Origin of the sequence: Streptomyces sp. NPDC004610 (assembly GCF_040609715.1) — a bacterium.
Classification (GTDB): Bacteria; Actinomycetota; Actinomycetes; order Streptomycetales; family Streptomycetaceae; genus Streptomyces.
On the sequence record NZ_JBEXLA010000036.1, the window covers coordinates 64,528 to 77,191 of the forward strand.

The 12,664-nt window shown below is 72.0% G+C and carries 11 protein-coding genes and 1 pseudogene; 3 read left to right on the forward strand and 9 right to left on the reverse strand.

Translation table 11 applies throughout. The features are described 5' to 3' along the window. Positions 1-145: 145 nt before the first annotated feature. From ABZX40_RS32325 to ABZX40_RS32340, 4 genes and pseudogenes are all read right to left on the reverse strand, one after another. Positions 146-496: a hypothetical protein gene (locus ABZX40_RS32325; RefSeq protein WP_355745596.1), complete on the reverse strand. Its 351-nt coding sequence runs from the start codon at positions 494-496 to the stop codon at positions 146-148. Positions 497-836: 340 nt separating this feature from the next. Beyond that, positions 837-1,094, reverse strand: a pseudogene (locus ABZX40_RS32330) (chaplin); the annotation flags it as partial. A gap of 79 nt (positions 1,095-1,173) precedes the next feature. Further along, entirely contained in the window at positions 1,174-1,401 is a 228-nt protein-coding gene (gene chpD / locus ABZX40_RS32335) for a chaplin ChpD (RefSeq protein ID WP_355745411.1), read from the reverse strand. Between the two features lie 329 nt (positions 1,402-1,730). Continuing rightward, complete coding sequence (locus ABZX40_RS32340; protein ID WP_355745409.1) at positions 1,731-2,144, reverse strand: rodlin; 414 nt, start codon at positions 2,142-2,144, stop codon at positions 1,731-1,733. Positions 2,145-2,434: 290 nt separating this feature from the next. Here ABZX40_RS32340 and ABZX40_RS32345 point away from each other — a divergent pair, with 290 nt between their 5' ends. After that, complete coding sequence (locus ABZX40_RS32345) at positions 2,435-2,845, forward strand: rodlin (protein ID WP_355745406.1); 411 nt, start codon at positions 2,435-2,437, stop codon at positions 2,843-2,845. 254 nt (positions 2,846-3,099) lie between these two features. After that, complete coding sequence (locus ABZX40_RS32350; RefSeq protein WP_355745403.1) at positions 3,100-3,507, forward strand: rodlin; 408 nt, start codon at positions 3,100-3,102, stop codon at positions 3,505-3,507. A 108-nt stretch (positions 3,508-3,615) separates the two neighbouring features. Here ABZX40_RS32350 and ABZX40_RS32355 read toward each other — a convergent pair whose 3' ends face one another. Further along, positions 3,616-5,538: an AMP-dependent synthetase/ligase gene (locus tag ABZX40_RS32355; RefSeq protein WP_355745400.1), complete on the reverse strand. Its 1,923-nt coding sequence runs from the start codon at positions 5,536-5,538 to the stop codon at positions 3,616-3,618. 86 nt (positions 5,539-5,624) lie between these two features. Continuing rightward, positions 5,625-6,425, reverse strand: coding sequence for an SDR family oxidoreductase (locus ABZX40_RS32360; protein ID WP_355745398.1), 801 nt, complete (start codon positions 6,423-6,425; stop codon positions 5,625-5,627). Between the two features lie 181 nt (positions 6,426-6,606). Here ABZX40_RS32360 and ABZX40_RS32365 point away from each other — a divergent pair, with 181 nt between their 5' ends. Next, positions 6,607-7,176 carry a helix-turn-helix domain-containing protein gene (locus tag ABZX40_RS32365; RefSeq protein ID WP_355745395.1) on the forward strand — a complete coding sequence of 190 codons (570 nt, stop codon included), beginning with the start codon at positions 6,607-6,609 and terminating at the stop codon, positions 7,174-7,176. Between the two features lie 7 nt (positions 7,177-7,183). On the opposite strand, the gene ABZX40_RS32370 is transcribed toward ABZX40_RS32365, so the two are convergent. From ABZX40_RS32370 to ABZX40_RS32380, 3 genes are all read right to left on the reverse strand, one after another. Continuing rightward, positions 7,184-8,743 carry a von Willebrand factor type A domain-containing protein gene (locus ABZX40_RS32370; protein ID WP_355745392.1) on the reverse strand — a complete coding sequence of 520 codons (1,560 nt, stop codon included), beginning with the start codon at positions 8,741-8,743 and terminating at the stop codon, positions 7,184-7,186. 147 nt (positions 8,744-8,890) lie between these two features. Then, complete coding sequence (locus ABZX40_RS32375) at positions 8,891-9,796, reverse strand: ABC transporter permease (RefSeq protein ID WP_355745389.1); 906 nt, start codon at positions 9,794-9,796, stop codon at positions 8,891-8,893. After that, positions 9,793-12,456, reverse strand: a complete 2,664-nt coding sequence (locus ABZX40_RS32380; RefSeq protein ID WP_355745387.1) for an alpha/beta fold hydrolase — start codon at positions 12,454-12,456, stop codon at positions 9,793-9,795. Before ABZX40_RS32380 ends, ABZX40_RS32375 begins: the two co-directional genes overlap by 4 nt. Positions 12,457-12,664: the final 208 nt, after the last annotated feature.

A 12,664-nucleotide genomic window follows, 5' to 3' on the forward strand; every position in this document is an offset into this window, starting at 1 on the left:
CGGGCACACGACGGCCCCGGACGACGGTCGGCCGTCGTCCGGGGCCCACAAGTCCCCACCCGTCACGAACGCGAGGCGGCCCTGCCTCGCCGGTACAGCACGGCCCCACCCGCGACCAGCGCGGCCCCGGCCAACGAGCCCCCGATCAACACATCGTTACCGGTCTCCGCGAGGGAAGGCGGCGGTCGGTGGTCACCACCACCGGGGGGAGGCTGATGCGTGCCCTCGCCGGGGGGCTGCTCGCCTCCACCGGGAGGCTGCTCGCCGCCGCCGGGGGGCTGCTCGCCGCCGCCAGGCGGTTGCTCACCTCCGCCGGGGGGCTGCTCACCCCCACCCGGCGGCTGCTCACCTCCGCCAGGCGGTTGCTCACCTCCACCCGGCGGCTGCTCACCACCGCCGGGAGGCTGCTCACCCCCACCGGGCGGCTGCTCACCACCGCCGGGAGGCTGCTCGCCACCACCCGGAGGCTGCTCACCCCCACCGGGAGGCTGCTCACCCCCACCCGGAGGCTGCTCCCCATACCCACCGGGCGAGTCATCGCCCCCGTATCCGGAGTCCCCATACCCAGAGTCCCCGTTCCCGGAGTCACCCCCATAGCCGGAGTCCCCATACCCGGAGTCACCCCCAGCCCCGGAATCCCCATACCCGGAGTCCCCATAGCCAGAGTCACTCCCAGCCCCGGAATCCCCATAGCCGGAGTCACCCCCATACCCGGAGTCCCCGTACCCCGAGTCACCCCCGTACCCCTCCTCATCCCCGTACCCGGAGTCGTCGTCCCCGTAAGACGACGATCCCCGGTCCGAGTCCCCCTCCCGGTCCGCGGACGCGCAACCGTTGCCGAACGCCGGGTTGAGGAGTCCGATGGGGTCGATGGTGTTGCCGCAGAGGTTGACCGGGACCGTGACCGGGACCTGGAGGCTGTTGCCCGAGACGACACCGGGCGAGCCCTGCGCCCCGCCGCTCGCCGCGGTGTCGGCGAGTACGGGGGTGGCGCAGAGGGAGAGAATGCCGGTCGCGGCTGCCGCCGCGACCATCGACTTGCTCAGAGCCTGTCGCAATCTTGATCTTTCCTGTCCTGCTCGATCAAAGAGCATGCAGAGTCGGGAAAGGCCGGCCCTGAACCGGATACGAATCGGTCCAGGACCGGCCGTGGCGCAGCCGGAAAAAGGCTGGTCAGCCGTTGACGCAGACGTTGCCGAACGCCGGGTTCAGCAGTCCGATCACATTGATGCTGTTGCCGCAGACGTTCACGGGGATGTGCACCGGCACCTGGATGACGTTGCCGGAGAGGACACCCGGGGAACCGATCGCGGCACCCTCGGCGCCGGAGTCGGCGAACGCCGGGGCGGCCCCGCCCAGGGCGAGGATCGCGCCCGCGAACACGGCAGCGGTCTTCTTCATGGACTTTCCCTTCTCTGCGGTCATGCCCCTATGACGGCCGAAACCGAGCGAGCACAACGGACGGCTCGCACCATGACCGGCAGGCTGTAGAACGAGGGATAGACGCCGGAAGAAACTCCGGAACGTGTGTCGCCCGGTAATTCACTCGAACGCCGAAATTCTGAGGAAACGCTTCGCCTAGGTGGCGGAAGAAATGAGAAGGAGGAGGTCAGGAAATTGATTTCGGTGATTTTCCGTGCCGTCGCCTCGCAAAAATGCACGGAATCCGCCGCGGACGGCCCTGCCGGGGGAGGTGGCGGGCCGTCCGGGCGGATACCGGAGGTGTGCGCTCAGTTGTTGGCGACGCCGTTGCCCGCGAGCACCGAGATGTCGTCCAGGATGTGCGACAGCGGCTCGTCACCCTTGGCCTGGGTGGAGTTGTCGGCGCACTGCTGGTTCTGCGGGGCGGACAGGACGGACACGTCCTGGACCGCGACCGGCACCAGCACACCGAGCAGCGGGCCGACATTGGCCTTGACCGGCACACCGAGGCACAGCTTGTTCAGCGAACCCTGGACCAGGGTGGCCTGCGGGCTCATGTGGCCGAACGTGGCCGCGTTGCCGAACGCGGACGTCGCCCCGTTGCCGCTCGCGGAGGTGGTGCCCTGGTCGTTGCCGATGGCGAGCGCCTGAGGAGCCGCCACCGCCGACGCGCCGACCACGGAGGCGGCGAGCGCCGCGGCGGCCATTGCCTTCTTCAGCATTTCCGTATTCCTTTCCGAAGAGGACCCCCGCCTCCGGTCCGGATGTTTTCCGGACCGGCCGTCTCGGGTGTTCCTGCCCTCGCATCAACCGGACGCACGGCGAATGGTTGCGGCCTTTCACTCGTACGGTGCTCGTGACCTCGGTGAATTAATGCGGAGCGCACTCGGGGGGCGCTCGCCGGGTGGCCGCGCGCTGTGGGCCATCGGAGTGAATGGGGACAACCATGCGGGCGCTGGGGAGTTGTCCAGAACGCTCCGGTGGACGGGGTTTCTCCAGAAGGGACTAGCAAGTGATCAAGAAGGTTCTGGCTTCCGCCGCGGTCGCCGCTTCCGTCGTCGGCGCTTCCGCTGCCGCCGCTCCGTCGGCGCTCGCCATCGGCAACGACGACGGCACCACCTCCGCGAGCGGCAACGGCTCCTCGCAGATCTACGGCAACTCGGCGACGTACGGCAACATGAGCCCGCAGATGGCGCTGATCCAGGGTTCGTTCAACAAGCCCTGTATCGGTCTGCCCGCCAAGGCGAACGTGGGTTCGCTGATCGGTCTGATCCCGATCGCCGTGCAGGACATCCCGATCCTGTCGGCCCCGCAGAACCAGCAGTGTGTCGAGAACTCCACGCAGGCCAAGGGCGACGAGCCGCTGTCGCACATCCTCCAGGACATCTCGGTGCTCGCGGGCAACGGCGCCGCCAACCACTGAGCCGGCCGCGAACCCGCGGGGGCGCCCCACCGCCCCCGCCGAGCGGGCCGCCGGTCCTCCGGCGGCCCGCTTCCGCGTTCCGCCGCCCGGCCATGAGGTGCCCGGTAAACCCGGGTGTGAACCTGGCGCCTGATATTCATCCTTATCGGGATGAAACTGCGCCGATCGGGTCAAAACCCGCAACCCGCGTCGCTCCGGAACCGTTGACGATCACGCAACTCCCCACCGGAGTCCGCTTTTCGAAGGGAAAGAACATGAAGAAGCTGTGGGCCACCGCGGCTATCGCCGCCTCCGTCGCCGGCCTGTCGGCCACGGCCGCCCCCCAGGCGCTGGCCATCGGTGACGACAACGGCACCACCTCCGCCAGCGGCAACGGCGCTTCGCAGGTGTTCGGCAACTCGGCCACGTTCGGTGACATGAGCCCGCAGCTCTCGCTGGTCCAGGGTTCGCTGAACAAGCCGTGTGTCGGTCTGCCCCTCAAGGCCAATGTCGGCTCGCTGATCGGCCTGGTCCCGATCGCCGTGCAGGACATCCCGATCCTGTCGGCCCCGCAGAACCAGCAGTGCGTGGAGAACTCCACCCAGGCCAAGGGCGACGAGCCGCTGTCGCACATCCTGGACGACATCTCCGCCCTGTCGGGCAACGGCGCCGGCAACGGCTGATCCGTACCCCGCTCCCGCGACGGCGGGCCACCGGTCCTTCCGGTGGCCCGCCGTCGTCGTATGTCCAGGTCCGGGAACGGGTCCGGGTCGGGTCCGGGTCCGGTGCGGTCAGCGGGCGTACAGTTCCTCGATCTCCTTCTCGTATGCCGTCATGACCGCGTGGCGGCGGACCTTCAGGGACGGGGTGAGCAGGCCGTTGTCCTCGGTGAAGGCGCCCTCGACCAGGGTGAAGGCGCGGATGGCCTCGGCGCGGGAGACGGCCCGGTTGGCGTGGTCGACGGCCCGTTGGACCTCGGCGCGGATCCGGTCGTCGTCCAGGAGATCGGTCAAGGGGGTGGCGGGGGGCAGTCCGCGGACCGCGAGCCAGTGGGCGACGGCCTCGGGGTCGAGGGTGATGAGGGCGGCGATGAAGGGGCGGTTGTCGCCGACGACCAGGCACTGGCCGACCAGGGCGCGGCTGCGCAGCCGGTCCTCCAGGAGCGACGGGGAGACATTCTTGCCGCCGGAGGTGACCAGGAGGTCCTTCTTGCGGCCGGTGAGGGTGAGGTAGCCGTCGTCGTCGAGGGCGCCGAGGTCGCCGCTGGCGTACCAGCCGTCGCTGAGGGAGTCCTCGGTGGCGTCGGGGTTGTTCCAGTAGGAGCGCAGGACGATGGGGCCGCGGATCAGGATCTCACCGTCGTCGGCGATCCGGATGTCCGTGCCGGGGACGGGCTGTCCGACGGTGCCGGGGCGGGGGCGCAGGGGTGGGACGAGGGTGGCGGCGGCGGTGGTCTCGGTCAGGCCGTAGCCCTCGTAGACGAGGATTCCGGCGGCGAGGAGGAAGAGGTTGAGGTCGCGGTCCAGGGGGGAGCCGCCGCTGATGGCGTAGCGCAGCCGGCCGCCGAGTTCCTTGCGGATCCGGCGGTAGACCAGCAGTTCGTACAGGGCCCAGGCGGCGTGGAGGGCGGGGGTGGGGCCCTTGCCGGTGCCGAGGAAGCGGGCGAGGTAGGCCTCGCCGAAGCGGACGGCGACTCGGTCGGCGCGGTCGAAGGAGGCGCCGCGGCCGAGCTTCTCGGCGGTGGCGCGCCCGGCGTCGTGGATCTTCTCGAAGAGATAGGGGACGCCGACCAGGAAGGTGGGGCGGAACTCCTTGAGGACCGGGCGGAGTTCGTCCGGCCGGACGCTGGGGAAGTGGCCGATCTCGATGCGGGCCAGGAGGCAGGCGATCTGGAGGCTGCGGCCGAGGATATGGGCGAGCGGGAGGAAGAGCAGGGTGGTGGCGGCCCGGCCGGTGACGGCCCGGAACACCGGGTGCATGAGTTCCACGGTGTTGGCGGCCTCGGCGTGCAGGCTCGCGTGGGTGAGGACACAGCCCTTGGGGCGGCCGGTGGTGCCGGAGGTGTAGCAGATCGTGGCGATGGAGTCGGGGGTGAGGGCGCGGCGGCGGCGGGTGATCTCCTCGTCGGGGATGTCCCGGCCCAGCGCGGTCAGTGCGGTGAGGGCGTCCGCGTCCAGTTCCCACAGGCGGGGCCGTTCGGGGTGGGCGGCGGTGGCGGCGCGGACGGTGGCGGTGTTCTCGGGTGTCTCGGTGATCACGAAGGAGGCGCCGGAGTCACGGACGATCCACTCCACCTGCTCGGCGGAGGAGGTCGGGTAGACGGGGACGGTGCGGGCACCGGCCGCCCAGGCGGCGAAGTCCAGCACGGTCCACTCGTAGCGGGTCCGGGACATCAGTGCCACGGCGTCGCCGGGCTGAAGGCCCGCCGCGACCAGGCCCTTGGCGACGGCGGTGATCTCGGCGGCGAAGGCGGCGGCGGTGACCGGCCGCCAGGTGCCGTCGGACGAGCGGCGGCGCACCACCACCGCGTCGGGTGCCTCGGCCGCGTTGGTGAACGGGATCCGGGCGGTGACGGCGGTGGTGGCCACCGGCGCCAGGGCGGCGACCCGCACCTCGCGCACGGTCCCGGAGTCGTCCCTGATCAGCTCGGCGCGGGTGCGGTCGGCGAGGTCGGTGCGCCGCCTCGCCCGCTTCAGATCCCTGCGTACGCCCATGACCGCTCCTGGCTCTCTGCTCACGGTGACGCGAAGTCAACTTACCGCCGCGTAAGGAACAGTCAATGGGGTGCGCGCACGGTCGTTCACCCGACCGGGGTCAGCGGCTTCGGGGTGAGGACCTGGCGGGTGATGCGGGCGCCCAGGGCGGCGACGAGGGAGCGCGGGCGGCGCGGGGTGAGATGGGCGAGGACCTTGTTGCGCAGCCCGGGGGTGACATAGGGGCGGTCGCGGTCGAGGGCGTCGAGCCCGGCCCGTACCACGCTCTCGGCGGTGTCGAAGTCGCCGCCCAGGGCGGCGCGGCGGGTGCCGATCACCTCGAAGAAGCGGGTCTCGACGGGGCCGGGGCACAGGGCGGTGACCTTGATGCCGCGGCCCCGGTACTCCTGGCGCAGGGCGAGGGAGAAGTTGAGCACGAAGGTCTTGGTGGCGCTGTAGACCGCGAAGTAGGGGCCGGGCTGGAAGCCGGCGGTGGAGCCGACGTTGAGGACCGCGCCGGTGCCGCGGGCCAGCATGCCCGGGAGCAGGGCGTGGGCGAGTCCGACCGGGGCGACGACATTGACCATGATCTCGTCGTGCTCGCGGCGCGGGGCGATCTCCTCGAACCGGCCGCAGGTGCCGAACCCGGCGTTGTTGACGAGCAGATCGACGGTGAGCCCGCTCCGTTCGAGCTGATCGGCGATCCGCTCGGCGGCGTCGGGGGCGGCGAGGTCCTGGGCCAGCACATCGACGCGGACGGCGTGGGTGGTGCGCAGCCGCTCGGCGAGTTCCTGGAGCCGGTCCTCGGAGCGGGCGACCAGCACCAGGTCATGACCGCGGGCGGCGAGCTGGACGGCGAACTCGGCGCCGAGTCCGTAGGAGGCGCCGGTGACGAGGGCGGTGGGCATGAGGGTTCCCTTCCGGAGCGAGGACGGTCGACCGGGCGGGACGCCCGGACATCCGCTACTTCACTGTAGCCGGTATCGGAAGAACTGCAACAGGAACGATGCAGATATGGCCCTAGGTGCAGCTCAGGCGTATCGTCTGTGCTGAGTCGGGGTGTGCGGGTGCGGAAGGGACGAGGTGGTCATGGGCCGGGCGCTGCGGGCCGATGCCGAGCGGAGTGTGCGCGCCATCCTGGAGGCGGCCGAGCGGGTGCTCGCGGTCGATCCGGGGGCGTCGCTCGAACAGATCGCGGAGGCGGCGGGGGTGGCCCGCACCACCGTGCACCGGCGGTTCGCCAGCCGGCAGGCGCTGATCGAGGTGCTGTCGGTGTCGGCGAAACGGCAGCTCGCCGACGCCATCGAGGAGGCCCGGCCCGACTCCGGGCCCTGGCTGGTGGCGCTGCACCGGGTCACCGCGAATGTGCTGCGGGTCAAGGGCGCCTGGCCGTTCGCCATGGGCGACCCGGCGACCGACACCGGGGAGGCGGCGCGGATCTGGGCGGAGATCGAGCAGCGCTGTCTGGACCTGCTGGGCCGGGCCCGCGACGACGGGCTCTTCGCCCCCTCGGCCGACCTGGACTGGGTGCGGCGGGTGTACTACGCGCTGATCGGCGAGGCCCTGCACGACCGGCGCGGCCGGGACCCGGAGGAACTGGCCGCGCTGGTGGTGGAGACCCTGCTGCACGGGGCGGGGCGGGACCCCGGCGGGAGCTGAGGGTGAGTCAGAGCAGGTCGTTCGCGCGGTCGATGGTGTCCGCCAGTTCCTCCACCGCCTCGTCCTCGGTGTCACCGGCCAGGTCGTGGGCGATCCGGGCGAGGTCGTCCAGGGAGGGCGCGTCCGGCAGGCGCGTCCCGTCGGAGTCCGCGCGGCGCAGGGCGTCGGCGAAGTAGGCGGCGACGGCGGTGACCTGGAAGCGGTCGGAGGCGCCGCCCACCCCGTCGGCGAGGTCGGCGGCCTCCAGATCGCCGGACTCCTCGTGCGGGGCGCGGCTGTCGGGGTCCTGCCAGCGGACGGTGGCCGTGGCGAGATGGCCGGCCGCGTCCGGCGCGGTGCGCACCGCGTACAGGGCGGTCACCGTGTGGCCGGGGCCGATCTCACCGCCGTCCACGCTGTCGTCGCGGAAGTCGTCGTCGGCGACCTCGCGGTTGTCGTAGCCGATCAGGCGGAACTCCTCGACGGTCTCCGGGTCGAAGGCGATCTGGGCCTTGGCGTCGCGGGCGGTGAGGTCGATGGAGCGCGGGAGTTGCTCGGTGAAGACCTCGCGGGCCTCCTCGGTGGTGGAGACATAGGTGGTGTGGCCGTCGCCCCGGTCGGCGAGCCGTTCCATCAGATCGTCGCCGTAGTCGCTGCCGACGCCAACGCCGAAGAGGGTGATGCCGTGCTCGGTGCGGGCACCGGCGATGTTCTCCAGGATGGTGTCGGCGTCGGTGTCGCCGGTGTTGGCGAGGGCGTCGGAGATCAGCACGACCCGGTTGGTGGCGCCCTCGCGCAGGCCCTCGACGGCGGTGTCGTAGCCGGTCTCCAGGCCCGCGCCGAGGTTGGTGGACTGCCGGGTCTCCAGGGAGTCGACGGCGTCATGGATCTCGTCGCGGTTGCCGTCAAGCCGGGTCATCGGCAGGACCTCCTCCGCCTCGTCGGTGAAGGTGACCAGGGCGACCGAGTCATCGTCGCGGAGCTGGTCGGTCATCATCCCGAGGGACTTCTTGGCGAGGTCGAGACGGCCGGGCTCGGCCATGGAGCCGGAGATGTCGATGACGAAGGTCAGCGCGGCCGGGGGGCGGTCCCCCTCGTCCCCGGCGGGGCGGGTGGCGAGGCCGACCCGAACCAGCGACCAGCCGTCGTCACCGGTGCGGGCGCCGTCGACGGTGACGGTGAAGCCGTCGCCGTCGGGACGGTCGTAGTCCTGCCGGAAGCTGTTGACGAACTCCTCCGGGCGGACCGTCGACGGGTCGGGGAGGGTGCCGTCGGCCAGTGAGCGGCGGGCGTAGCCGTAGGAGGCGGTGTCGACGTCCAGGGCGAAGGTGGAGAGGTGGTCGGGTTCGGGGGCGAAGTCGCGTTCGGCGTTCTCGGTGGTGTCGGTGGTGTCGGTGGTGTCGCTCTCCGCCCGGTCCGGGGCGCCGTCGGGCCCGGCGGGTGCGGGCCAGCCGTCGTCCTTCTCCTGGATGCCCGAGCTGCGGTCGGCGGAGCCGTCGCCGCCCCCGCCGCAGCCCGCGAGCAGTGCGCAGGCCGCGGTGAGGGCGAGCATCCCGCCGCCGAGCCGTCCGGTCCGGTATCGCTTCATCTCCGTTGCCCCCGGTGTCCGTTGCCGCCGATGTCTGTGACTGTGACGGCGCCGGGGGGCGGAATGTGCGTGCGGGGGTGTTGCGGATGGGTCTCGAAGTGGGCACGGCGACCGCACTCCGAGACCGGTGGGTGATCCTCCGGTGACCTAGCTGACGATGTCCTTGCGGGCGAAACCCCGGAAGGCCAGCGCGAACAGCACCACGGCGTAGGTGACCGAGATGGCCGCGCCCTGGATCATCGAGCCGTACTCCGGGCGGGGCTGGATGGCGTCCGCCCAGGCGTAGTTCCAGTGCGCGGGCAGGAAGTTCCGCCAGTCGCCGAGGGCGGTGACCTGGTCGAGGACATTGCCGACGATGGTCAGGCCGACCGCGCCGCCGACCGCGCCCAGCGGGGCGTCCGTCTTGGTGGACAGCCAGAACGCGAGCCCGGCGGTGACCAGTTGGGAGACGAAGATATAGGCGACGACGACCAGCAGATGCCGGGCCGCCGTGCCCGGGGCGATCTCACCGCCGGTCGGGATGGCCAGCGGGCCCCAGCCGTAGGCCACCGAGCCGACGGCGAGGGCGACCAGCGGTAGCAGCAGCATCGCCGCCAGGCTCATCCCGAGCGCCACCACCAGCTTGGAGAGGAGGAGCCGGGTGCGGGGGACGGGGGCGGCGAGGAGATAGCGCAGCGAGGACCAGCTCGCCTCCGACGCCACCGTGTCCCCGCAGAACAGCGCCACCGGGATCACCAGCAGGAAGCCCGCCGACACGAACAGCGCGACCGCGGCGAAGTTGGCGCCGGACGCGGTGGCCGTGTCCATCAGGTTGATGCGGTTGCCGCCGCCGTCACCGTCGCCCTCCGTGTCGCCGCCGACCGCGAAGGCGATCACCAGCACGAACGGCAGCAGGGCGAGGATCCCGCCCATCACCAGGGTGCGGCGGCGCTTGAGCTGGCGGATCAGCTCGACCCGGATCGGCAGGGTGCGGCCGGGCCGGTAGCCGGGGGCCGCCTCGGCGGAGGAGGGTGCGGCGGTCTTGGTGGGGCGGGTCTCGGTGACCGTGCTCACGCGGAGCCTCCGATCAGGGTCAGGAAGGCGTCCTCCAGGCGGCGGTGCGGGCCGACGGACTCCACGGGCACCTCCAGGCGGACGAGTTCGGGGACCAGACCGGACGGGGTGGCGCCCGGGTCCAGACGGACCAGCAGCCCGTCCTCGGTGCGCTCGGCGGAGGCGACGCCCGCCAGCGCGGCGACCTTCTCCACCACCGGGTCCTCCAGCGGGGCACCGGTGCCGACGAGCAGGGTGTCGCCGGAGCCGACGATGTCGGCGACCGGGCCCGCCTGCACCAGCCGGCCCCGGTCCATGACGACCAGATGGGTGCAGGACTGCTCGACCTCGGAGAGCAGATGGCTGGAGACGATCACGGTCCGGCCGGCCGCCGCGTAGCGGATCATCACCTCGCGCATCTCACGGATCTGGGGCGGGTCGAGTCCATTGGTCGGCTCGTCCAGGATCAGCAGATCCGGCAGGCCCAGCATGGCCTGGGCGATGGCGAGGCGCTGGCGCATGCCCTGCGAGTAGGTGCGCACCGCGCGGGCCAGGGCGTCGCCGAGACCGGCGATCTCCAGAGCCTCCTCGATGTGCGCGTCCTCGGCGGGGCGGCCGGTTGCCGCCCAGTACAGCTCCAGGTTCTCCCGGCCGGACAGATGCGGCAGGAAGCCCGCGCCCTCCACGAAGGAGCCGACCCGGGACAGCACCGGGGCGCCGGGGCGGATCGCGTGCCCGAACACCCGGATCTCCCCGGCGTCCGGGGTGATCAGGCCCATCAGCATCCGCAGGGTGGTGGTCTTGCCCGCGCCGTTGGGGCCGAGCAGTCCGAGGACCTGGCCCTTCTCCACCCGGAAGGAGAGGTCCTTCACCGCGTACCGGTCACTGGCCGCCGAGTAGCGCTTGCCGAGGCCGGTGATCTGGAGCGGGACCCCGGTGAGCGCCGGGTCGGGCGGCGGGGCGGTGGCGCGGCGGCGGGCGGTGAGCAGCAGCAGCGCCGCGATCACCGCGCCGGTCAGCGGCAGCCACCACACCCAGGACGGCAGCCCGGTCGAGCCGGTCGTCACGGCGGGCGCGGTCGGCACGCTCAGCTCGCCCTGGAGGGAGACGGTGTGGGTGGCCGCGGCCATCGGGGAGGCGTAGGCGAGGTCGGTGGAGGCCAGGACCAGCCGCAGCCGGTGGCCGGCCTGGACGTCGTGGTCGATGGCCGGGAGGGTGAGGGTGACCTCCTGGGTCTCGCGGGCGTCGGTCACGCGGACCGGGGTGACCAGCTGGGAGGGCAGCACCTGCTGGCGGCCGTCGGGGCCGACGTCGTACACCTTGGCGAACAGGACCGCGTCCTCGGCCGTGGAGGCGACCCGGACCGTGGCGGTCGGGGAGCCGGTGATGCGCAGATCGTCGGCGAGGGGGGCGGACTCGAAGGACGCGAACTGGCCGGGGAAGTCCAGCGAGACGCCGACGCCGAGGGAGGACAGCTGGGAGAGGCCGCCGCCCGCGCCGAGGCCGGGCAGCGCGGAGATGGCGGGCGGGCTGGCACCGGCCGGGTTGCGGATCTCCTGCTCGTCGCCGGTCAGGGCGATGTCCTGGGGGTCGCCGCGCAGGCCCGGGTAGCTGTCGGCGGTGGCGCCGCGCAGCCGGGTCTCGCCGTCGGAGGAGTCGACGCCGCCGGTGCGGGTGACCCGAAAGGCGGGGCCGGTGGCGGCGGCCGTGTCCTCCTTCAGATACCGGTCGAACCAGTCGCCCACCCGCTGCTCGACGCGGGCCGTCTCCAGGTCCCCGCCGTCGTGCCCGCCGGAGATCCAGTCCACCTCGACGGGGGCGCCGTTGGCGCGGATCGCCGTCGCGGCGGCGTCGGCCTGCCCGAGCGGGAAGAGGGAGTCGCTCTGGCCCTGGAAGAGGAGGGTCGGTACGTCGATCCGGTCGCCGACCGCCGACGGCGAGCGCGCCTCCAGCAGCTCACGGGCCTGGGCGTCCGGGGTGCCGGACTCGGCGACCCGGTCGTACATCCGGCACAGCTCGGCCGTGAAGTCCTCGCAGCCGCCGCCCGTGCTGAAGAAGATGCCGGACCACAGCTTCTTGAAGACACCGTTCGGGAACAGGGCGTCCGCCAGGTTCCAGTACGTGATCGCCGGGGCGATGGCGTCCACCCGGTCGTCGTACCCGGCGGCCAGCAGCGCTATCGCGCCGCCGTAGGAGCCGCCCGCGACACCGACCCGGGGGTCGCCGTCCGCGTCGAGCTGCACCTGGGGCTGGCCGGCCAGCCAGTCCAGCAGCCGGGAGACATCGGCCACCTCGGCGTCCGGGTCGTTCAGCCCGATCTCGCCGGTGGACTCGCCGAAGCCGCGGGCCGACCAGGTCAGTACCGCGTAGCCGTCGCGCGCCAGGCCCTCGGCCTGGGCCCGAAGGTCGTCCTTGCTGCCACCGAAGCCATGGCCCAGCAGCACGGCGGGGCGCCGGGTGTCGGTGGCACCGGAGGTGAAGTACGAGGTGTCGACGCGCACTCCGCCGCCCATGTCCATCATCCGGTCGTTGCGCCGCACGGGGGCCGCGTCCTCCGACGCGACGGCCGTCCAGGTCCCGGCACCGGCGAGCACGACGACAGCGGCGGCAGCGGTGGCGAGCAGCCTCCGCGACCGCCGGGAGCGCCGTATACCGCGCAGTCCGGGGAGTCGAAGATCCATGGCGCCCAATGTACGGGGCCTGTCTGTCAGCGCCGCGTGAGCGTGGGAGCGCACCGGCCGTGACCGGCGGGCGGGTTGGCCGGGATTGTATTCAGTCCGTCGTTCGAGGGGGCCACTCGATGCGCTGAAGAAACCCGCATTCCCCGGCATCGCGCGAGTTCACGGCATTGCCTTGGCAGGATCGGCCCCTTGCGAAACGGAGACGCCC

Bases quoted from the DNA above. Each gene is read 5' to 3' on its own strand.
- chpD (WP_355745411.1), bottom strand. From the start codon at position 1,401: ATGAAGAAGACCGCTGCCGTGTTCGCGGGCGCGATCCTCGCCCTGGGC.
- ABZX40_RS32340 (WP_355745409.1), bottom strand. From the start codon at position 2,144: ATGCTGAAGAAGGCAATGGCCGCCGCGGCGCTCGCCGCCTCCGTGGTC.
- ABZX40_RS32350 (WP_355745403.1), top strand. From the start codon at position 3,100: ATGAAGAAGCTGTGGGCCACCGCGGCTATCGCCGCCTCCGTCGCCGGC.
- ABZX40_RS32355 (WP_355745400.1), bottom strand. From the start codon at position 5,538: ATGGGCGTACGCAGGGATCTGAAGCGGGCGAGGCGGCGCACCGACCTC.
- ABZX40_RS32360 (WP_355745398.1), bottom strand. From the start codon at position 6,425: ATGCCCACCGCCCTCGTCACCGGCGCCTCCTACGGACTCGGCGCCGAG.
- ABZX40_RS32365 (WP_355745395.1), top strand. From the start codon at position 6,607: ATGGGCCGGGCGCTGCGGGCCGATGCCGAGCGGAGTGTGCGCGCCATC.
- ABZX40_RS32370 (WP_355745392.1), bottom strand. From the start codon at position 8,743: ATGAAGCGATACCGGACCGGACGGCTCGGCGGCGGGATGCTCGCCCTC.
- ABZX40_RS32380 (WP_355745387.1), bottom strand. From the start codon at position 12,456: ATGGATCTTCGACTCCCCGGACTGCGCGGTATACGGCGCTCCCGGCGG.